This is a genomic window from Alkalicoccus halolimnae, from assembly GCF_008014775.2.
GTDB lineage: Bacteria > Bacillota > Bacilli > Bacillales > Salisediminibacteriaceae > Alkalicoccus > Alkalicoccus halolimnae.
Map to the genome: position 1 here is coordinate 3,574,308 of NZ_CP144914.1, position 20,002 is coordinate 3,594,309.

Sequence of the window (20,002 nt, forward strand, 5' to 3'; positions counted from 1 at the left end):
TTACGTCCGGCCGAGCCATCTTTGATACACAATGATACCCGTTTCAAACAGTAGAAGAAACAGGACAGGCAGAGCTGCAAATAAGACGGAAAAGCCGGCAATAACGGCTTCATTGGCACTGTTGAAAAACGGATAGTAAAGGAGCGGGAGGGTGGTGACCTGTCCGCCTCCGATAATCGCTGTAAGTACATATTGACTTAAAGAAATGACAAACACAAGCAGCGCCGTACTGCGCAGGCTCGGTATCATCATCGGCATGAGGACCGTGAAGAAAGTTTTTACCGGCGGTACCCCGAGCGTCAGACCCTGCTTCATCCAGTAAGGAGAGATGCGGTCGAAGCCCCCTTTAAGTACTCTCACTGCATAAGGCAGTGTCGGCAGCAGGTGAATCAATATGACTCCTGAGTAGTGATCGGCGAGGCCGAGCCGGATCATAACGATGTGCAGCCCCATCGCCACAGCAAGGACCGGAACGAGAATCGGCAGGAAGAGGATAGTCTCTACTGCTGTTTTCCCGGGCATGTTCCCATGACTGAGCGCATAGGCTGCCGGAACTGCGAGCAGAAAATTAAGTGTGACTACAGCAATCCCGATTAAAAAAGTTATCTGAAGCGCAGAGAATATCTGAGGGTCACTGAAAATCACTGCCCAGGCACGCATACTGAAGGCATTCGGCATCACATCAGGCCACGTCCATCCAAACGTTACGCTTTTCAGAAACAAAAACATCACCGGCACGACAAATATCAGAAGAAACAGCAGAAGAATGACGATTTTTTTCATATGCTTAAGCATGGAAACCGCCCCCTTCCAGCCATTTTTTCCGGCGTTTCCGGGAAAAATAGAGAAGCGAAAAAGCAAGAAGAACGGAAGCTGCCGTCAACAGCACCATCATTGCCTGAGCAAGCGGACGCTCCGACCACCCCGCCTGATAAAACCAGTCAAAAGCAAGGACCGGCATCATCGCGGGGTAGGTGACTCCGAGCAGGGCTGGTACTTCAAAGGCTCCGATAATGAATACAAAAAGAATCAAAAATACTTCAATAAGAACAGCTGTCACCCACGGCCCCTCCACTGCACGGAATAACGCCCATCCCCTCAGCCCCAGGCTGCGCCCGACCTCTTCCATCCGCCAGTCAATTTCCTGATAGACCGGAAGCAGCATCAGCACGACAAAGGGGACTTCTTTCCATATATAAGTGAGAATAACGCCGATATATAAGGGATCATTAACGAAAATAGGAAAGTCCCGGATCCCTTCAATCCAGCCTATCTCCGCGGTAAGGGAAGAAAACCACCCTCCCGGGGAAAAGAAAAGCACTACGATATACGCTCCCACAAAATGAGGAATGAGCATAGGAAACCAGGCGATAATCTTCCAGCGGTCTGTATCAAACAGCCGGAATAAACTGCGCGTCAGCCCCAGTCCGATCAGAAGGGAAAAAACCGTTGATGTAAAAGCAACATACACGCTGATACGGAAAGAAGCCCAAAATGTTCTGTCATTCAGCAGTTCCTCATAGCTGCTGAAGAGAGCTTCACTTCCCCCAAACGCCATGCTCTCCTGAAAGGCCCTGAATAAGCCCTGCCCGACAAACAGGAGCATAAAGAGAAGGAGGGGAGCTGCAAGCAGCCATCCTTTAACGCTGCTGGACAACTTCCTGCTCCCAGTTCTCCTGAATCCAGTCGACGTAGCGGGCATCAAGCTCCGGCAGGACGTTTTCCTGAGAAACCACTTCCTCTCCGACAAAAGCTTCTATTTCTGCCTGTTCTTCCGCACTAAGCGTATCCGTATCCAGAATGTGTCCTTCCCCCCACATGCCCGGATCCAGCTTAGCAATTTGAGCTTCCGGCGAAAGCATGTAGTTGATGGCGACAAGCGCAGCGGCTGGTTCCGGAGTGTTGAACGGCATGCTTAAGTAGTGCGTACTGCTGATGGACCCGGAATCCAACCCGACCGTTTCTGTTTCTTCGGGAAATGTCCCCTGCTCGATCAGACTTTCCGCACGGTATTCATTGAAGCCCATCGTAGCTTTCACCTCTCCGTTTGCAAACATCTGATCCAGCTGGGCCAGGGCATCAGGGTAGGTCTCCCCGTTCCTCCAGAGTGTGGGCTGCAGACGGCGGAGAACCTCCCATACTTCGTCTCCATTTGCTTCCAGCCACTCTTCATCATAGGAAGATACATCTTCCGGATTTTCCGCAACATAGTGGAGGATATGGCGGACAAACCCATTGCCGGTATCATTGAAAACATCAGGGTATGTAAAATTACCTGGATTATTTTCCGACCACTCCAGCAGTTCTTCCATTGTCTGTGGAGGATTGGCTGTATCTCGAAATTGAAAGGCATACTGCACGTTCCCCCATGGCACCTCCATGCCTTCGACATCAATTCCCATGTCATTTTCGACGTAAGGTGCCTCGAGATTCACATGGTCCTCCATGTTGGGAAGAATGGAAGCAATTGAACCGTAAAGAAGGTCATTTTCTTTCGCATTCCTGAAATTTTCCCCGTTAATCCAGAGAATATCTGCAGCCCCTTCCTGCTGATCTGCTTCTCTTTCGTTCATCAGCCTTGAAAGAAATTCCGTCGCGTCCATCGGATAGCGGGTAAACGAAATTCCGTACTCTTCCTGCAGGGCCGGTGCAACGAAATCGTCCATGTATTCATTGACCCCTTCATCTCCTCCCCACATATAGACCCCGATTTCCGCTCCTTCCGCTTCCTGAACAATTTCCTCCCATTCCTTGTCCTGCATCGTGGCTGCGTCACTTTCCTGTTCTTCCCCGCCGGAACAGGCTGTCAGCAGAACCCCTAACAATATTACACTGCTTCGCTTCATCAGGCATCCTCCTTACCAGGTTCGAAATAATAACTGTAATGGAGTGCACAGTTTGGGTTAAACTTCGCACTGCAGGAAGGACAATGGTCTTTCGCCTGCAGGTACTCGCGGATTTCAAGCTCCGTACCGCAGGTCCCGCACAGAACAGCCTTCACTTCCCGTCTGTCCGCCGCCCAGGGCTTGAAGGCTCTGCCTGTATGCTCCTGATGACACTCGTAGCAGGGATAATAATCTTCACAGCAGCTGCATTTCAGCGCAACCCGATCTGTTTCAGAATGGTAATGTCTGCATCTCGTTTCTTCATCGGCTGCCCCGTAGACAGGGATACCATGAATATATTTCATAAACTGTCCTCCTCCTTATGTATAAACTGTTACGTTTCTTAACTGCTGACCATGCTATAATGAATAGGATTATTAAAAACAGGAGTGACAGCAATGCATACGAAAAAATGTAAAGATTCGAAAGTAATTAAAACCGGACGCGTCTTCCCACAGGATACGAACAACCACGATACACTTTTTGGCGGTAAACTGATGAAAGATATTGATGACGTCGCTTCTATATCCGCAGCCAGACACTGCCGGCAGGAATGTGTAACAGCATCAACAGACTCGGTGGACTTCCTTCACCCTATCCACCAGACAGATTCTGTCTGTCTTGAATCCCATGTCTCCTCCACCGGCAAAAGCTCGATGGAAGTCTTCGTGAAAGTCATTGCAGAAGACCTTTTAACAGGCGAGCGCCGGCTGGCTGCCACCAGCTTCCTCACGTTCGTTGCCCTCGATGACAAAGGGGAAAAAGCTTCCGTGCCCCATGTAGAGCCTGAATCGGATGAAGAAAAATATTTGTTCGACACAGCCCCGGGAAGAATTGCTGTCCGGAAAGAAAGCCGGGTTCACAGTAAAAAACTTGCAGAAACGCTGTCAGAGTTAAAACCATGGGACGATGATCTGTAGATTTTATTGTACTATATTTAAGAAAGAAGGTCTCTTCATACGAATAGGTTAACAGGTTCTCTCCTAAGGAATACTGCTCCCCAAAAAATTGATTTACTGAGTAAAAATAAAAGCGGCATGACGGGAAATACCTGTCACGCCGCTTTTCAGGTATACGGTTCACTGCTTCCGCCTTCCGGGGGACGCTTTCCGGGCGGGCCGGCCTCAGCTCATTTCTTCCGCCTGCATGCTGGAAGAAATGGATCTTCGGCTCGTCCTTAATCGCCTCGGAGTCGCCCCCTGCGGCTGCAGCAGGGAGATAAAAAGAAGTTTCTTATTTTTAATAAGCACTCCTGTTACGGCCGTTTCCTTCCATAAAAAAATTTCTTGTCCTCCGTAACGTCCGGTGGAGGCACCGGTGGATTGGAGCACAGTCAGAAGATCCTTTTCCATGTCCGTGACATGGAAAACAGCTGAAAAACAGCCCCACGCAGGCACTCCAAAAACAACACAGAGCTTTAACAGAGCCTCCGCCGAAAAGTGAATGAGAGACATAGAACATAAATAGAATAAATAGTCTGAAAGGATGGCTTAATCAACACTCTGAAAAGCGGCATGACGGGAAATACCATCATGCCGCTTTTTTAAGACTGTCCGGACTATCCTGCAGATATTGTGGGACAGCTTTTCCTTTATCTATTTATTCATTATCTGCTCCATCTTCATTTAAATCCACGCTGATTTCCACGTTATCTGTTTCACTGCTTCCCTCGGTTTCACCAATCATGGGAAGTAGAAAATTAACAATGAAGAATAGAACGACAACGACTATTAATGCAAGCAACGCATATTTCATAAAGCTGAATAACGTATTACCTGAATCATTTTCGCCGCTTCCGTTCATTATTTCCCTCCTTTTAAAAGCTCTGCTAAACATTCGTTATTGATTAGTATAAGAAACTCCGATGCAGCCCGGCAGGCTTGCCGTGTAGGAGGTCTGCAGCCTTCTCCGCGGGAGGTGGAAGAGCCGCAGGCGCTCTTTAATAACAAAACTAAGCAATACCAGAGCCCCTTAAAAATATTTTATTGGTCACATTCCCGTTTTAACGAATAACAAACTTTTGGAAGAAGAGCGGTAAATATTAAATAAACACTGTAACACGAAAGGGAACGATGGAAAAAGGCGCTATGACGGAATATCGTCACAGCGCCTTCAGGCAAAATAAGTTTTTTTAACCGACACGTGCACCTATGGAAGCTGGGTGTACCCCATCAAAAATCTGTCGCACTCCCTTGCTGCTCCGCGTCCTTCATTAATAGCCCATACGATCAGGCTTTGTCCGCGGCGCATATCTCCTGCTGCAAACACGCCTTCCACATTTGTTCTGTAATCTTCATGCTCGGCACGCACCGTGGAATTAGTTTTCGTTTCCACGTTAAGCTGCTCGATAAGACCTTGGTCCGGTCCTTTAAAGCCGATCGCAACAAGTACCAGGTCGATCGGCCAGACTTTCTCTGAACCTGGAATCTCGTCACGAATTTTGTTTCCGTCTTCATCGAAACGAAGGGAGACATTCACCGTGTGTACTTCTTTCACGTGTCCCTCCTCGTCACCGACAAATTTCTTCGTCATAACGGCGTACGCTCTTGGATCGTCACCGAATACGGACGCTGCTTCTTTCTGCCCGTATTCAACGCGGTGGATCACCGGGTACTGCGGCCATGGATTCGCCAGCATGTCGCGCTCTGTCCCTTTTTTATCATAAATATCGAATTGAACGAGGCTTTTACAGTTATGACGCACCGACGTAGCGATACAGTCCGTTCCGGTGTCACCACCGCCGATTACGAGTACATTTTTGTCCTTTGCCGAAATATAGCTGCCATCTTCCAGATTGGAGTCCAGCAGGCTTTTCGTATTGGCATGCAGAAAGTCCATCGCGTAGTGTATTCCTTTTAGATCGGTATTTTCTGCCGGAACGTCGCGGTGGATCGTCGCTCCTGTGCAGAGAATAGAAGCATCGAAGTCCGCCTGCATCTGATCGGAAGAAATATCTTTTCCAACCTCTGTATTCACCTGGAATTCGATTCCTTCTCTTTCCAAAATATCAATCCGGCGCTGCACGATGGAATACGGAAGCTTCATTTCCGGGATACCATACGTTAACAGACCTCCGATACGATCATGACGTTCGAATACAGTAACGTTATGACCGGCTTTATTCAGCTGATCTGCTGCCGCAAGGCCTGCCGGTCCGGAACCGACAACGGCAACACGTTTTCCTGTACGCTGTTTCGGCGGCTTCGGCTGCACCCACCCTTCAGCAAATCCTTTTTCGATAATTGATTTTTCAACCGAACGAATCGCTACCGGAGGCTCGTTGATGCCGAGTACACACGCCCCTTCACACGGTGCCGGACAGGCAAATCCGGTAAATTCAGGGAAGTTATTCATTTCGTGTTCTTTCTCCAGAGCATCTTTCCACTGGCCCCGGTAAACCATGTCATTCCATTCCGGAATCAGATGATAGACCGGACAACCGGTCGTCACTCCACTGAGCTCCATTCCGGTATGACAAGTCGGTACTCCGCAGTCCATGCAGCGGGCACCCTGTTTTTGGGCTTCTTCATCCGACATTGGGAGCGCATACTGGTCCCAATCCTTCGCACGTTCAGAAGGGTCACGCTCAGGTATCGTCTGACGAGTGTATTCCATAAATCCTGTAGGCTTTCCCATCGTTGCACCCTCCTTTATAAACTTTCCAGGCTCGGTCAATCCGCCGGCCGTATTATTTTCTCCGCCTGTTCTAACGGTTTTCACAGCAGGCAGAGGGGGGAGGAATTCTATTCCTTCACCCTGTCTCTGCTGAACGGCTGTTTATTTTGCTGCTACTTTTGGTTTCTTGCTGTCTTCAAAAGCGGCCATTTCCGCATCGAACTGGCTCAGGCCTTTTCCGAGGTGATACTCGATACGCTCCTGCATGATCAAATAATCCTGCGGAATAACTTTCACAAATTGACTCACATATTTATCCCAGTTATTCAAAATACGCTGTCCCTTACGGCTGAGTGTATTATCTACATGTTTTTCAATCATGGTCCGCACTTCTTCTATTTCCTGTTTATTATCAAGTTTTTTCAGATGAACCAGCTCTTTATTGCATCTGCTGTCGAAATCTTTGTTTTCATCGAGAATATAAGCTGTTCCGCCGGACATACCAGCAGCAAAGTTGCGGCCTGTTTCTCCGAGAATAACGACTTTTCCTCCTGTCATATATTCACAGCCGTGGTCACCAACACCTTCAACGACGGCATGAACTCCGCTGTTACGGACACAGAAGCGTTCTCCTGCAAGACCGCTTATATAGGCTTCCCCGCCGGAAGCGCCGTAAAAAGCTACGTTTCCAACAATAATATTCTCTTCCCACTTAAACGTCGACTTACGTGAAGGCCGGGCGATGATTTTACCGCCGGATAAGCCTTTTCCGATAAAGTCGTTGGCATCCCCGACAAGTTTCAGCGTCATACCGTGCGGCACGAAAGCACCAAAGCTCTGTCCGGCTGATCCTTTAAACGTAAGTCGGATCGTATTTTCCGGCAGTCCTTCAAGACCGTAGCGGCGCGTTACTTCGCTTCCGAGTATCGTACCGACTACCCGGTGAATATTTCGAATGGAGGACGTTCCTTTGATCGGCGTTCCATTTTCCAATGCGTCCTCGCAGAACGGAAGCAGTTCCTGATGGTCAAGTGATTTCTCCAGACCGTGATCCTGCTTTCGGCTCGCGTAAACCGTCTGCCCTGACTTAACGTCCGGCTGGTAGAGAAGCTGGCTTAGATCAAGATGCTTCCCTTTCCAGTGGTCGACACTTTCTTTCAGTTCAAGGATGTCTGTGCGTCCAACCATTTCGTTGATAGTGCGGAAGCCCAGCTCAGCCATGATTTCACGCGTTTCCTGTGCTACAAAGCGCATGAAGTTCTCTACGTGTTCGGCAGTCCCGATAAACTTTTTGCGGAGCTCCGGATTCTGTGTCGCTACACCAACAGGGCAGGTGTCGAGATGGCAGACACGCATCATAATACATCCGAGCACGACGAGAGGCGCAGTAGAGAATCCATATTCTTCGGCTCCAAGAAGCGTAGCGACAGCGACATCGCGTCCCGTCATCATCTTCCCATCCGTTTCTACAACAATACGATCACGCAGTCCGTTGAGAAGGAGCGTCTGGTGAGTTTCAGCCAGGCCGATTTCCCATGGCAGACCGGCGTGTTTTAAGCTTGTCCGCGGTGCAGCTCCGGTTCCCCCGTCATATCCACTGATCAATACAAGGTCGGCACGGCCTTTCGCAACACCAGCTGCAATCGTTCCGACTCCGCCTGCTGATACGAGCTTAACGGAAATACGTGCACGGGGGTTCGCATTTTTCAGGTTATGAATCAGCTCTGCAAGATCCTCAATCGAATAAATATCGTGATGCGGTGGAGGTGAAATCAGCTCTACTCCTGGTGTAGACCCACGCACTTCTGCGATCCAAGGGTAGACTTTTTTACCGGGAAGGTGTCCGCCTTCGCCAGGCTTCGCTCCCTGGGCTACTTTAATCTGTATTTCATCAGAGTTCACAAGGAAATGACTTTTAACTCCAAAACGTCCGGAAGCTACCTGTTTAATCGAGCTGCGCCGGGAATCGCCGTTTTCATCCGGAGTAAAGCGTTCCGGATATTCGCCGCCTTCACCGCTGTTGCTGCTTCCGCCGACGCGGTTCATTGCAATCGCAAGCGCTTCATGAGCCTCTTCACTGATTGCTCCAAGAGACATAGCTCCGGTTTTAAATCTTTTACAGATTGCTTCCACAGATTCCACTTCTTCAAGTGGAACGGCATCACGCTTTTTAAACGTCATCAATCCTCGAAGCGACTGGAGATTGTTTTTCTCATCCGTAATTAAACGGGAATATTCTTTGAACGCTTCGTAATCGTTTGAGCGGGTGGAATGCTGAAGCATGTGAATCGTTTTAGGATTGTACTGGTGATCTTCTCCGTTTTGGCGGTATTGGAACTCATCACCGACTTCGAGTTTTTTCTGCTTTCCGCGTTCTTCTTCGTAAGCAGGGATATGACGCAGAAGTACTTCTTCAGCGATCGTTTCCAATCCTATTCCATCCAGTTTGGAAGAAGTTCTCGTAAAGTGGCGGTCGATTACTTCCTTGGAAATGCCGACAGCTTCGAAGATCTGGGCCCCACGGTAACTCTGGATTGTGGAAATCCCCATTTTCGACATCACTTTCACTACACCGTCCGTCACTGAATCCACATACTGATAAACAATGTCATGCATAGTGTAGGCCGGATCAATTTCTCCCCGATTTCTCATTTCTTCCAGAGAGGCATAGGCAAGGTAAGGATTAATTGCTTCTGCTCCGTAGCCAAGAAGCGTAGCGAAATGGTGTACTTCGCGGGCTTCGCCCGTTTCCAGAATCAGGCTGACGCGCGTCCGGTTGCCTGCACGAATTAAATGATGGTGCAGAGCAGAGACAGCGAGAAGGGCAGGCATGGCTGCTTTATCTTTATTCACGCCCCGGTCAGAAAGAATCAGCAGGGTGGTGCCATTTTCAATGGCTTCATCAGCCTGGGCGAATAACTGCTCGAGCGCAGGCTCCAGTCCTTCTTTACCTGAAGCCACATCAAATAAAATAGGCAGAGTTACGGCTTTGAACCCTTCCAATTCCTGAAGGCGGAGGGTTTCCAGCTGCTCGTTGCTGAGAACCGGTTTATTCAGACGAATATGACGGCAGCTTTTAGCAGAAGGGTTAACCAGGCTTCCTTCTCCACCAATTGTCGTGCTTATCTGGGTGACGATTTCTTCCCGGATAGCGTCAATGGCCGGGTTTGTTACCTGAGCGAACAGCTGTTTAAAGTAGTTATAAAGCAGCTGCGGTTTTTTGGATAGGACAGCCAGCGGCGAGTCATATCCCATCGAACCGACCGGATCCTTTTTATCGGCAACGAGCGGTTTTAGTATTTTATTCATTTCTTCATTTGTATAGCCGAAAGTAAGCTGTTTTTCTATCAGGTTTTCCTGATCGTTATGAAGCTTCTCTTCTTTTACTTTCGGAATTTCATCAAGATCAACCATGTTTTCGTCGATCCATTCCCGGTAAGGCTTCTGTTTCGCTATATCCATTTTGATTTCTTCGTCCGGAATAATTCTACCTTCTTCAAGGTCGACAAGCAGCATTCTTCCCGGATGCAGACGTTCCTTGTACTCAATATCATCAGCAAAGATATCCAGTGCCCCTACTTCCGAACCTAAAACAATCATGCCGCTTTTTGTAACATAATAGCGGGCTGGGCGCAGGCCGTTTCTATCAAGAATCGCGCCTACGTGACGTCCGTCGGTAAAACCTACCGCTGCCGGTCCATCCCACGGTTCCATAAGTGTACTGTGGTATTCGTAGAAATCACGCTTTTCCGGTTTGATGGAATTGTCGTTTGCCCATGGTTCTGGAATCATCATCATCGCTGTGTGAGCGAGGGAACGTCCGGAGAGGTGAAGGAATTCAAAACAGTTGTCAAACATCGAAGAGTCACTTCCATTTTTATCGATAACCGGAAGTACTTTTTCTAAATCATCATTAACAAAATACTCTGACTGACACATTTTTTCCCGTGCTTTCATCCAATTTACGTTTCCGCGGAGAGTATTGAATTCTCCGTTGTGGATCGTATAGCGGTTCGGGTGCGCCCGCTTCCAGCTTGGGAACGTATTCGTACTGAAGCGTGAATGAACAAAAGCAACGGCTGTTTTGAAATCCGGGTGGTTCAGATCGATAAAAAAGGAATCGAGCTGTTCCGGAATCAACATCCCTTTATAGATAATTGTGCGTGTAGACAAGCTGCAGATATAGAAATCCTGCGTCTTCATTTTCTTTGCAACTTCTATTTCTGTCTTTTTACGTATTATATAGAGACGGCGCTCAAACTCGTCCTGATCTTTTATGTCATCCGACTGGCCGATTATTACCTGACGTATAAATGGTTCTGTTTTTTTCGCTTCATTACCAACGAAAGAGTCATTGACAGGAACTGTCCTCCAGCCGATAAGTTTCTGGCCTTCTTCCTCAATGATGCGTTCGAAAATTTTCCTGCTTCCGCGGCGTTCATACTGCTCCTGTGGAAAAAAGACCATTCCAATCCCGTACTTGCCTTCTTCCGGAACTGTAATGTCTTCCTTATGGAACTGCTTTTGAAAAAAGCGGTGTGGAATCTGTGTTAGAATTCCTGCTCCGTCCCCTGAGCTGACATCCGCTGACTGGCCGCCGCGGTGCTCCAGGTTACAAAGAATAGTGATGGCATTTTGAACGATATCATGGGTTTTACTTCCGTTGATATTCGCAATCATCCCTATCCCACAGGCTTCATGTTCCTCTCTCGGATCATAAAGACCTTGAGCAGTAGGATATCCGTGTTTCATCATGATAACGTCCCTCCTTAAATTTTCAAATATGAACAAATGAAAGAATATACATTGAAAGTAATATTCAATCATTCATTCACATTTTTATCCCCTCTCGCATTTTTTCCTCTTTATGGAATGCTGCAAAGTGGTCATAAGCGAAAAACTCGACAATAAATGAATTTTTCTATCATGTCATTGAATAATACCATCTTTTTATGAAAATACAAAGGCATTAATTGGCACTTTTTCTTTATTTTCAGACTACAATCGTTTGCAAAGCCTTATAAAACAAGGCTTTTCGTGATTCGAAGCTTCGTAGATTTTCTACTAATGACTGCATAATTTTCTGGTGCATTCCACTGTTTTTTGTCGAGTTCCTTCATATTTAAATGACAAAAATAAATATCGATAATATAACAATCTAAGTCTCCTTTTTACATTATATGTAATTGAAATTAATAAAAGGATGTTTAATCACTTTGTATACATTTCTCTTTTACGTTCAATGAATACGCTTACATAAAATATGTATACACATCGACTTTCTTAAAAGCTGTGTTAAAGCATTTGTTGTTGATACATGTAGAAAACTCCGCATCAACTCGGCAGGCTTGCCGTGGAGGGAGAACTGAAGACAAGCCTTCGGAAAAGCGTCCGCCTGAAACGGGGGGTCATGTAACTTATTCGTCTTTTATTAAATTGCCTTTTATGATGAAATTGATTCCACTGGCAAACGTTAAGAGATATAACCGAAGTGAATGATGCCGCTCAGTCCGCGGTGGGATGTTTATTTTTTAATATTTCAGGAAACTTTATAAGAAGGAGGGATAATGCGATGAATAAAGAACTATATATTAATGGTCAATGGACGGGAAAAGCTCTGGAAACGATCGAAGTTTTTAATCCAGGCACTGGAGAAAAGCTGGGAACGGTACCAAAAGGCGGGCGGCTTGAATCGGAAAAAGCTGTTAACGCAGCCTCAGAGGCACTTGAAGCCTGGAAAGCAAAGACAGGCCAGGAGCGGGCAGGCTACCTGCGGGAAGTTTTTCGACTCATGCAGGAAAATACAGAAGAGATTGCCGAAATAATGACAAAGGAAAATGGGAAAACGCTGACCGATTCCAGGCAGGAAGTTACTTATGCCGCGTCCTTTCTTGACTGGTTTGCTGATGAAGCAAAAAGAGTTTATGGCCGGAACCTCCCCGGCAAGCACGAAAATCATCGAATTGACGTAATTAAGAAACCTGTAGGAGTGGTTGCAGCGATTACGCCGTGGAATTTCCCTGCTGCAATGATTACCCGTAAGCTTGCACCTGCGCTTGCTGCAGGCTGTACGATTATCATTAAACCAGCCTCGGCGACTCCTTATACAGCTATTAAAATTATTGAACTGTGCGAACAGGCAGGTATACCTAAAGGAGTAGTGAACCTGCTTACCGGAAGTGCTTCAGAAATAACAAAAGTATTTATGGAGGACAGCCGCGTTAGAAAAGTTTCCTTTACTGGTTCGACTGAAGTCGGTAAAAAATTAATTGAGCAGAGCGCCCATCAGGTGAAAAAACTTTCTCTTGAACTCGGAGGACACGGTCCGCTGCTGGTCTTTAATGATGCTGACCTGGATACAGCGGTCCGCGAAACACTCCGCGCCAAATTCCGTAACGGAGGCCAGTCCTGTATTGCAGCCAACCGGCTTTATGTACAAAGTGGAGTATACGCAGAATTTACAGAAAGATTCTCCCGCGAAGTTAAAAAAATGCAGGCTGGAAATGGAATGCAGGAAGCATCTGATATCGGAGCGGTGATCGATCAGGAAGGTTTCGATAAAGTGAAGCGCCACGTTGATGACGCCGTCAAAAAAGGCGGGACCGTAACAGCTGGAGGAAATGGTTCGGATCAGAACCAATCCTACTTCTACGAACCGACTGTAATTAAGGATGCCCACAATGAAATGATCGTCATGAAGGAAGAAACGTTCGGACCTGTGGCTCCAATACAATCTTTTGAAACAGAAGAAGAAGCGATCCGCCTCGCAAACGATACCCCTTATGGATTAGCAGCCTATGTGTTTACCGATAACGTCCGCACGGGCACCCGTGTTACAGAAGCCCTGGATTTCGGAGTAATAGGCTGGAATGACGGCGTCCCTTCCGCGGCCCAGGCTCCATTCGGAGGAATGAAAGAGTCCGGATACGGCCGTGAAGGCGGAGTAGAAGGCATAGAAGACTTCCTGGAAACAAAATATGTAGCTAAAAATATCGGCGGCTGATAATGATTACCAGCTTCCATTCTGAAGGCTGCCCCTTGCGGTGAATTATCGAAGGGCAGCCTTTTTAATTAGTGACGCCGGACCCGCGCCCATGGCCTGCCCCCTTCCCACGTCACCCGGAGCGGCACCTGAAAAGTTTCTTCAAGATTTGCTTCATTAATTATTTCTGCTTTTTCCCCGCCTGCGTGGACTTCACCGTCCTTTAGTAAAAGGGTGTGGGTTAAAGAGGGAATAAGCTCTTCCATGTGGTGCGTTACATATAAAAGAGTCGGTCCGCTGCTTCCCATCATTTCCTCCAGCGTATCAAGCAGCTCTTCTCTCGAATAAAGATCCAGGCCCGCGCAGGGTTCGTCTAAAATAAGCAGCTTTGGATCAGCCATCCACGCTCTTGCAAGAAGCGTCTTTTTTCTTTCCCCCTGAGAAAAATGGGCCAGCGGTTCATTTTCCAGGTGACCTATCCGAAACTGATGCAGCAGGGTCCGCGCCCGGGTTTCGTCCGCTTCCGTAATTGGTTCATAGATGCCGATCGAAGCATGCTTTCCACTCAGCACGATATCTAAAGCTGTGGTTTGAATGTGCCCCTGATACTGCTGGTCAACGGCCTGGCTGACCCAGCCGATCGATTTTTTCAATTCCGGCATATAGGTTTTCCCATAGCGTCTGCCGAGGATGTCAACCGGGCCGCTGCCTGCTTTCGGCCACATCGAACCTGCAATTACTTTTAGAAGAGTCGTCTTTCCAGAGCCATTTAATCCAAGAATTCCCCAGTGTTCTCCTTGATGTACTTTCCAGTTAATATCCTTTATCAGTTTTTTTCCATCCCGCTGGACGGTAACATTATTCAAAGAAACAACTTCTTTCATACATCAATTCCTCCTTCGGTTTATTGATCCCATCCTTCCTGAAAATTCCTCTTTTAATGAAGGAATAGTCCAAATAAGTGAACCAATTTCATAAGTCGTTATATGAAAGGACTTCCCGAACATGGTGAATGATTTCCACTTCAGACGGACGCTTTCCGCGGGGCTTGTCTTCAACTAATTCTTCCAGTGTACAGCACTGGAAGAATGGATTTTCAGACTTCGCTTTATCCCGCCGGAGCCGCCATCTGCCGTTTCAATCACCTGATTTCATATACGAAATTTCCCATTATAAATTGATAAATTGTTCGTTAAAATAACTTGAAAAGTATATTATGAAATTGATTCAAGTATTAAAAATAGAAAATGTGCAGTGATTTTTCCTTCAAAGAACGATAGAATAAAAACATAGTTCAGCAGGAAGAGGTCCTTTAATATGCATATATTTTTTCAAGTTGTTCTTCCAGTGCTGCTTATTTTCGGTGCTGGGTTTGCGATACAAAAATGGAAACAGGTTGATATAAAGCCGGTTTCCGTAGTCGCTCTTTACGTTGCAACGCCTGCTCTCGTTTTCCAGACGTTTTACGATGCTGAAATCGACAGCCAGTATTTATTTATGATTATCTTTTCTTTCGCCCTTCTCGCTTTGTTAATTCTTTTTAATAAAGCAGCGGCAAAAATAGGTGGAAAATCGGAAAAGAAAGAAACAGGGTGGATTCTCTCCACCGCTTTCATGAATGCCGGTAACTACGGGGCTCCGATCATTCTCTTTGCCTATGGGCAGGAAGGGTTTGCCTATGCGGTTTCATTTATGGTAATCCAGGCGATTATTATGAACGTGTTCGGAATCTATTACGCCGCTAAAGGCTACGCAGGAGCAAGGTACGCGATTAAAAGCATTTTAACGATGCCCGTCACTTATGCCCTGCTGCTTGCAGTACTTTTTCAGGCTACTCCGCTTACCATGCCGGAAAGTCTCACAGGATCTGTCGATATTGTTGCTGCGTCGGCCATTCCGATCGTGATGATTATTCTTGGCATGCAGCTGGCTAATATGAAACTCGGTCATTTTGACTGGCCGTCTGTTTCCTACGGTGTAGCGGTCCGGTTGTTTGTGTCTCCGCTGCTTGCTTATGGATTAACTCTGATTATGCCAATGGATCCGCTCCTTGCCAAAGTTTTGATCGTATCTGCAGCTATGCCTTCTGCTGCGACGATTGTGATGATGGCTGTCCAGTTTGATAACCAGCCGCGTTATATCTCGAGTGTAACGCTCGTTTCGACCTTATTAAGCGTTATAACGATAACCGTGCTCCTTGCCTGGCTTGGCTGATTGATCACTAACCGGAAAAGAAAGCGGCATGACGGAAATTTTCGTCATGCCGCATTTTTGTGTGCAGAATTAGTCAAAGGTTGTTTTGTGAATACCTCAACCTTCTTTCTTATAACTAACTATACCAGCAGAGCTTTAGACATTTGATTTAATAATCGCTGTTTCTATTTTACAAACATCGGCAGCTGATTGTATCCCATTTCCCGTACGTAGACGAACAGGTTTCCTTTATGATTGATTTCGTGATCAACTGCCATTTCAATCACTTTCCAGGCAGGCACTTTCTTTCCAATCATTTCTGTCAGATCAATGGTTTCATCAAGAGCGCTTTCATCAAGCGATTCAATCAGACGAACGTCTGCCTGAGTGTAACGCTCAGCGAGTTCATTTAAAGACACATTCTCTGTATCTTCATGCAGATTTTCGGGATTTTTCCCGGCAGCTGTAGATACAAACTGATGAAAGGCTGTCAGCATATGTACCACGAGCTGCTCTGCCGTCATTGATGTAGAAGTTGGCTGGTAACCATAATGCTCTCTATCAATCTTTTCGACAAGTTCTTTTGTGACTTCCCGGTGAGCTAAAAAGTATTTTTTTAAATAAGCGGCGTTTTTATACATAGTATCTCTCCTTTTTGGATAGTCTGTAAAAACGTATTCCCGTTTTCACCGGAAAGATAACCCATGAAAATAACTTCTCAAAAAGGCTGGATCCGAAATATATTTCCGGATACAGCCTCCTGAGCCGGCCTGTCGGCGTATCTGAAACTTTCCTCAGATCTCTGCAGCTTATTGAGATATTTTTATGAAAGCTTTTATTTATCGTGCTTGGAGCCCCAGCTTTCAATATTTTTAATTCCTTTTACGCTGTCACGATAGAACGTCGGATCGAGTCCTCGTCGTTTTTGATTCTGGAAGTGACGAAGCGCTTTAATTGCTACATGACCGAGCAGAAGCACCGCAACCAGGTTCACAAGTGCCATGGAGCCCATAAACAGATCGGCCATCGCCCAGATAATCTCCAGATTTGCTGTAGCTCCTACGAGAATCATCAATAGGAAGGCGATACGGAAAAGAAGCAGATATATCGGTTTTTCCGACATGAATTCAATGTTAACCTGTCCGTAATAATAATTACCGAGAAGAGAACTGAAAGCGAAAAAGAAGACAGCTATCGTTACGAATATTGCTGCACCTTCCCCTACATGTTCAGTAAGGGCGGCCTGCGTCAGCTGAATACCTTCCATATCCCCGACCGTGTAAACATCTGTTAACAGAATAATAAACGCTGTCGCACTGCAGATAACAATCGTATCTACGAGTACACCAAGAGACTGAACAAGTCCCTGCTTCACAGGATGGTTTACGTATACCGTTGCTGCCGCGTTTGGAGCACTACCCATACCAGCCTCGTTGGAAAAGAGACCACGCTGTACACCGTTCATAATGGCAGCTCCAATCCCGCCGCCTACTGCCTCTTCCAGCCCAAAAGCACTGCTGAAAATAAGGGCAAAAATTCCGGGAACCTGATCAAAATTAATGATCATGATAATAATTGCACCTACTACATATGTAATCGCGAAAATAGGTACAATAATTTCAGCAACTACGGCGATACGCCGGATGCCGCCGAAAATAATGAAGGCCATGATAGCGGCAATAAACACCCCGACAGCAATATCCGGAACATTAAAAGCTCCAACAAAAGCATCGGAAATCGTATGGGTCTGCACGCCATTAAAGATAAGGCCGAAACAAAGCACAATCAGGATAGCGAAGAGCATCCCCATCCATCGGGAGCCGAGCCCCTTTTCCATATAATAGGCAGGTCCTCCGCGAAATCCGTCCTTATCTTTTACTTTGTAAACCTGTGCGAGCGTGCTCTCAACAAAACCGGTTGCAGCCCCGATCAGCGCCACAATCCACATCCAGAAGATCGCTCCCGGTCCGCCGACGGAAATAGCAATCGCTACCCCGGCGAGGTTACCGGTACCAACACGTGCGGCTGTACTGATAGCAAAAGCCTGGAACGGCGTCGTTCCTTTTCCTTCTTTAAAGGAAGTACGATCCGTACCTTTAAACAGCTCTCTTATCATCGTTGGAAACAGACGGAATTGGACAAAATTCGTGCGTATAGTCAGAAAAAGCCCCAGACCGAGCAGAAAAATAATCAGTATGTACGTCCAGAGAAGGTCGTTTCCCGTTTCAATGAGACTGCCAAACCAACTGTCGACTGTAAACCAGTCTGCCATGTTAGGTCCCCCTTTTATTTAATTTTATTGGTTTTTTCCCCAGAATAGTATAACATAAACGGTTTTATTGTTATTTGTCTTTTTTGCGATGAGCCTTTTCCAACATTCCGGCTCACAGCGCAGCCTCCAGAAATCAATCATTCAAAACCACCTGTATTAATACAGACCTGCCCTTCCTCATTATCACTTCCTTTATAACGAACAAATTTACATTCGTAAAAGCATCCGTCAGAAAATATTCCTCTGTTATAATACAAAACTCTCTCTTTTCTGTCCGGGCTTGAAAATAGAACATCTATATATGTTGAACTTAATAATTAGGTTCCGTTTCTGTAACCAGACGATTTCATTTCCCTGGGGACGTTTTCCGGGCGGGCCGGCCTCAGCTAATCCCTTCCTTCCTGCGGTCGGGAGGGATGGATCTTCTGCTCGTCCTTAATCGCCCCGGAGTCGCCCCATATCCTCTTCCGCTTACGGTAAAAAGATAGAGAAGTATCTGCATCTAATAAAGAAAATTCCTTCTTGAAAATCATTCATACCACCTTTAGAGATAGGAAATTCCATTCCTGTAAAAGGGCTTTTTCATCCTTCATGGTGCAAGGCTTTTGCATGAGTGTCTCTGTTAAAGCTCCGGGCTCTTACGCACGTTTGGTGAAAACAAGATATATCTGACAAAAAAACTAATTTCACCCTTAAACATTCTATCGTTTAAGCCTGGGCCACCAACTTTTTAAGTAGACTTATCTTCTGTCATCGTAAGCCGGAAAGACAAGTTCCCCTTTTTCTCTTAAGAACCAAGCTCCGTGCTGTTATTGGATTGCCTGCTGTATTGGGAAATCAAAACGAAGCGGAAACATGCCCGTGGAAGAAGGAGATTGGAAGATCCTGCAGGGCGTAAGCCCATCCGGAAATCTCCTCCCCGGCAGGCCTGCCGGGTTGAAGCTAAGTTTTCTTATATATATCAACAACAGAATGCTTTAACAGAGCTTTCTGAAAAGACGAGAGAGGCTGAAAAAACAAAAAATGCCTTCATGACAAGGGTTGTCATGAAGGCATTCTAATGAACAAATCCGTGCAGAACATGTCGAAGCTGCTGTTTAGATTAACAGCAGAGTCCAGGCTATTCTTCTTTTATACGGTTAACCTGGCGATCAAGGGTAATATTTTTATCCTTACGGTCATCGATCTTCATGTGCGTGACGACCCGCTGGGCATTGTTTTCAATTTCGTTCATATGAATAACTTGAGCGACATCAAACAGTTTATCAATGTCCCCTTCCACAATCGTGGAAGTCGGCGTCACTTGATAATTCAGTCCATTCTGCTCTATTACCGCCACAGCACGCTCAATATCTCCGCTGAAACTTTCTGAATTTGTTCCTACTGGGACAACACTGATTTCAAGTAATGGCATTGTATTAAGCCTCCTTCATAGATATCTGTTCCTGCTTTATCTATTTCCGGATTTTCGGGCTGTTAAACATGCGGCCAGCTGAAGCCAGGACGTTTTCCCTTTTTATTCCGGAGGAGTAAACGTCCGTTTTGCCAATTCACTATCCATCATTTCAAACGCATTATTGTCGTCTCCAATACGTTTCAGACGCTGAATGAAAGTATCAAATGTCGCTTCTTCCTCCACCTGCTCTTCTATAAACCAGTTTAAAAACGTAAGGGTCGCATGTTCCCGTTCATCCATGGCAAGATCCGCCAGATTATAGATGCGTCTTGTTACTTCTTTCTCGTGCCCGAGCGAAGTTTCAAACGTTTCCAATATGGAAGAAAACGTGTTGGCAGGATTAGGCATTCCAGTAATTTCTGCGCGCTCTCCCATATCATTTATAAAATGATAAAATTTCATAGCATGAAAGTTCTCTTCCTCTGCCTGAACGAGAAAAAAGTTTGCAAAGCCGTCGAGACTTTCGTTTGAACAGTAAGCCGCTGTTGCCAAATAGACGTGGGCTGAATAAAACTCATAGTTCATTTGTTCATTCAATGCTTTAGTTAACTTTTCTGAAAGCATTCAAAAACCTCCTTTTTATAATTGCTTTCCTGCAT

General features: G+C 46.2%; 16 protein-coding genes. 4 read left to right on the forward strand and 12 right to left on the reverse strand.

Annotated elements, in window-relative coordinates; genetic code table 11:
• The 4 genes from FTX54_RS16205 to FTX54_RS16220 are packed head-to-tail and all read right to left on the reverse strand — an operon-like array spanning window position 1 to window position 3,190.
• A complete protein-coding gene (locus FTX54_RS16205) occupies window positions 1–795 on the reverse strand; it encodes an ABC transporter permease (protein ID WP_147802624.1) in 795 nt (264 codons plus the stop codon).
• Window positions 788–1,657: an ABC transporter permease gene (locus FTX54_RS16210; RefSeq protein WP_246125557.1), complete on the reverse strand. Its 870-nt coding sequence runs from the start codon at window positions 1,655–1,657 to the stop codon at window positions 788–790. The genes FTX54_RS16205 and FTX54_RS16210 overlap by 8 nt, the downstream gene beginning before the upstream one ends.
• Window positions 1,641–2,846: an ABC transporter substrate-binding protein gene (locus FTX54_RS16215; protein WP_147802622.1), complete on the reverse strand. Its 1,206-nt coding sequence runs from the start codon at window positions 2,844–2,846 to the stop codon at window positions 1,641–1,643. Before FTX54_RS16215 ends, FTX54_RS16210 begins: the two co-directional genes overlap by 17 nt.
• Entirely contained in the window at window positions 2,846–3,190 is a 345-nt protein-coding gene (locus FTX54_RS16220; RefSeq protein ID WP_147802621.1) for a CHY zinc finger protein, read from the reverse strand. The genes FTX54_RS16215 and FTX54_RS16220 overlap by 1 nt, the downstream gene beginning before the upstream one ends.
• A 93-nt stretch (window positions 3,191–3,283) precedes the next feature.
• On the opposite strand from FTX54_RS16220, the gene FTX54_RS16225 reads away from it, so the two are divergent.
• On the forward strand, window positions 3,284–3,805 hold the full coding sequence (locus FTX54_RS16225; protein WP_147802620.1) for an acyl-CoA thioesterase: 522 nt from the start codon (window positions 3,284–3,286) through the stop codon (window positions 3,803–3,805).
• Between the two features lie 679 nt (window positions 3,806–4,484).
• Here FTX54_RS16225 and FTX54_RS16230 read toward each other — a convergent pair.
• The 3 genes from FTX54_RS16230 to gltB all read right to left on the reverse strand — a co-directional run bounded on the left by FTX54_RS16230 (window position 4,485) and on the right by gltB (window position 11,255).
• Complete coding sequence (locus tag FTX54_RS16230) at window positions 4,485–4,688, reverse strand: hypothetical protein (RefSeq protein WP_147802618.1); 204 nt, start codon at window positions 4,686–4,688, stop codon at window positions 4,485–4,487.
• 345 nt (window positions 4,689–5,033) lie between these two features.
• A complete protein-coding gene (locus FTX54_RS16235; protein WP_147802617.1) occupies window positions 5,034–6,521 on the reverse strand; it encodes a glutamate synthase subunit beta in 1,488 nt (495 codons plus the stop codon).
• Window positions 6,522–6,662: 141 nt separating this feature from the next.
• Window positions 6,663–11,255, reverse strand: coding sequence for a glutamate synthase large subunit (gltB, locus tag FTX54_RS16240; RefSeq protein ID WP_147802616.1), 4,593 nt, complete (start codon window positions 11,253–11,255; stop codon window positions 6,663–6,665).
• A gap of 817 nt (window positions 11,256–12,072) precedes the next feature.
• Between gltB and FTX54_RS16245 the strand changes: the two genes are divergently transcribed.
• On the forward strand, window positions 12,073–13,503 hold the full coding sequence (locus FTX54_RS16245; RefSeq protein ID WP_147802615.1) for an NAD-dependent succinate-semialdehyde dehydrogenase: 1,431 nt from the start codon (window positions 12,073–12,075) through the stop codon (window positions 13,501–13,503).
• Between the two features lie 68 nt (window positions 13,504–13,571).
• Here the strand turns inward: FTX54_RS16245 and FTX54_RS16250 are convergent, their stop codons facing one another.
• A complete protein-coding gene (locus tag FTX54_RS16250; protein ID WP_147802614.1) occupies window positions 13,572–14,366 on the reverse strand; it encodes an ABC transporter ATP-binding protein in 795 nt (264 codons plus the stop codon).
• Window positions 14,367–14,799: 433 nt separating this feature from the next.
• On the opposite strand from FTX54_RS16250, the gene FTX54_RS16255 reads away from it, so the two are divergent.
• Entirely contained in the window at window positions 14,800–15,696 is an 897-nt protein-coding gene (locus FTX54_RS16255; protein WP_147802613.1) for an AEC family transporter, read from the forward strand.
• Window positions 15,697–15,860: 164 nt separating this feature from the next.
• Here the strand turns inward: FTX54_RS16255 and FTX54_RS16260 are convergent, their stop codons facing one another.
• Window positions 15,861–16,316, reverse strand: a complete 456-nt coding sequence (locus FTX54_RS16260; protein WP_147802612.1) for a DinB family protein — start codon at window positions 16,314–16,316, stop codon at window positions 15,861–15,863.
• Window positions 16,317–16,510: 194 nt separating this feature from the next.
• Window positions 16,511–17,947, reverse strand: coding sequence for an alanine/glycine:cation symporter family protein (locus FTX54_RS16265; protein WP_147802611.1), 1,437 nt, complete (start codon window positions 17,945–17,947; stop codon window positions 16,511–16,513).
• 875 nt (window positions 17,948–18,822) lie between these two features.
• On the opposite strand from FTX54_RS16265, the gene FTX54_RS16270 reads away from it, so the two are divergent.
• The gene (locus tag FTX54_RS16270; RefSeq protein ID WP_147802610.1) at window positions 18,823–19,008 is read left to right on the forward strand and encodes a hypothetical protein; all 186 of its coding nucleotides are present in this window, start codon (window positions 18,823–18,825) and stop codon (window positions 19,006–19,008) included.
• A gap of 59 nt (window positions 19,009–19,067) precedes the next feature.
• On the opposite strand, the gene FTX54_RS16275 is transcribed toward FTX54_RS16270, so the two are convergent.
• Window positions 19,068–19,361, reverse strand: coding sequence for an MTH1187 family thiamine-binding protein (locus FTX54_RS16275; protein ID WP_147802609.1), 294 nt, complete (start codon window positions 19,359–19,361; stop codon window positions 19,068–19,070).
• A gap of 102 nt (window positions 19,362–19,463) precedes the next feature.
• The gene (locus FTX54_RS16280) at window positions 19,464–19,967 is read right to left on the reverse strand and encodes a ferritin (RefSeq protein WP_147802608.1); all 504 of its coding nucleotides are present in this window, start codon (window positions 19,965–19,967) and stop codon (window positions 19,464–19,466) included.
• Window positions 19,968–20,002 lie beyond the last annotated feature (35 nt).

What these genes read in the sequence shown, in the direction of transcription:
- FTX54_RS16265 (WP_147802611.1), bottom strand. Translation starts at nt 17,947, where the DNA reads ATGGCAGACTGGTTTACAGTCGACAGTTGGTTTGGCAGTCTCATTGAA.
- FTX54_RS16260 (WP_147802612.1), bottom strand. Translation starts at nt 16,316, where the DNA reads ATGTATAAAAACGCCGCTTATTTAAAAAAATACTTTTTAGCTCACCGG.
- FTX54_RS16280 (WP_147802608.1), bottom strand. Translation starts at nt 19,967, where the DNA reads ATGCTTTCAGAAAAGTTAACTAAAGCATTGAATGAACAAATGAACTAT.
- FTX54_RS16230 (WP_147802618.1), bottom strand. Translation starts at nt 4,688, where the DNA reads ATGAACGGAAGCGGCGAAAATGATTCAGGTAATACGTTATTCAGCTTT.
- FTX54_RS16235 (WP_147802617.1), bottom strand. Translation starts at nt 6,521, where the DNA reads ATGGGAAAGCCTACAGGATTTATGGAATACACTCGTCAGACGATACCT.
- FTX54_RS16220 (WP_147802621.1), bottom strand. Translation starts at nt 3,190, where the DNA reads ATGAAATATATTCATGGTATCCCTGTCTACGGGGCAGCCGATGAAGAA.
- FTX54_RS16250 (WP_147802614.1), bottom strand. Translation starts at nt 14,366, where the DNA reads ATGAAAGAAGTTGTTTCTTTGAATAATGTTACCGTCCAGCGGGATGGA.
- FTX54_RS16245 (WP_147802615.1), top strand. Translation starts at nt 12,073, where the DNA reads ATGAATAAAGAACTATATATTAATGGTCAATGGACGGGAAAAGCTCTG.
- FTX54_RS16255 (WP_147802613.1), top strand. Translation starts at nt 14,800, where the DNA reads ATGCATATATTTTTTCAAGTTGTTCTTCCAGTGCTGCTTATTTTCGGT.
- FTX54_RS16215 (WP_147802622.1), bottom strand. Translation starts at nt 2,846, where the DNA reads ATGAAGCGAAGCAGTGTAATATTGTTAGGGGTTCTGCTGACAGCCTGT.
- FTX54_RS16205 (WP_147802624.1), bottom strand. Translation starts at nt 795, where the DNA reads ATGCTTAAGCATATGAAAAAAATCGTCATTCTTCTGCTGTTTCTTCTG.
- FTX54_RS16275 (WP_147802609.1), bottom strand. Translation starts at nt 19,361, where the DNA reads ATGCCATTACTTGAAATCAGTGTTGTCCCAGTAGGAACAAATTCAGAA.
- FTX54_RS16225 (WP_147802620.1), top strand. Translation starts at nt 3,284, where the DNA reads ATGCATACGAAAAAATGTAAAGATTCGAAAGTAATTAAAACCGGACGC.
- gltB (WP_147802616.1), bottom strand. Translation starts at nt 11,255, where the DNA reads ATGATGAAACACGGATATCCTACTGCTCAAGGTCTTTATGATCCGAGA.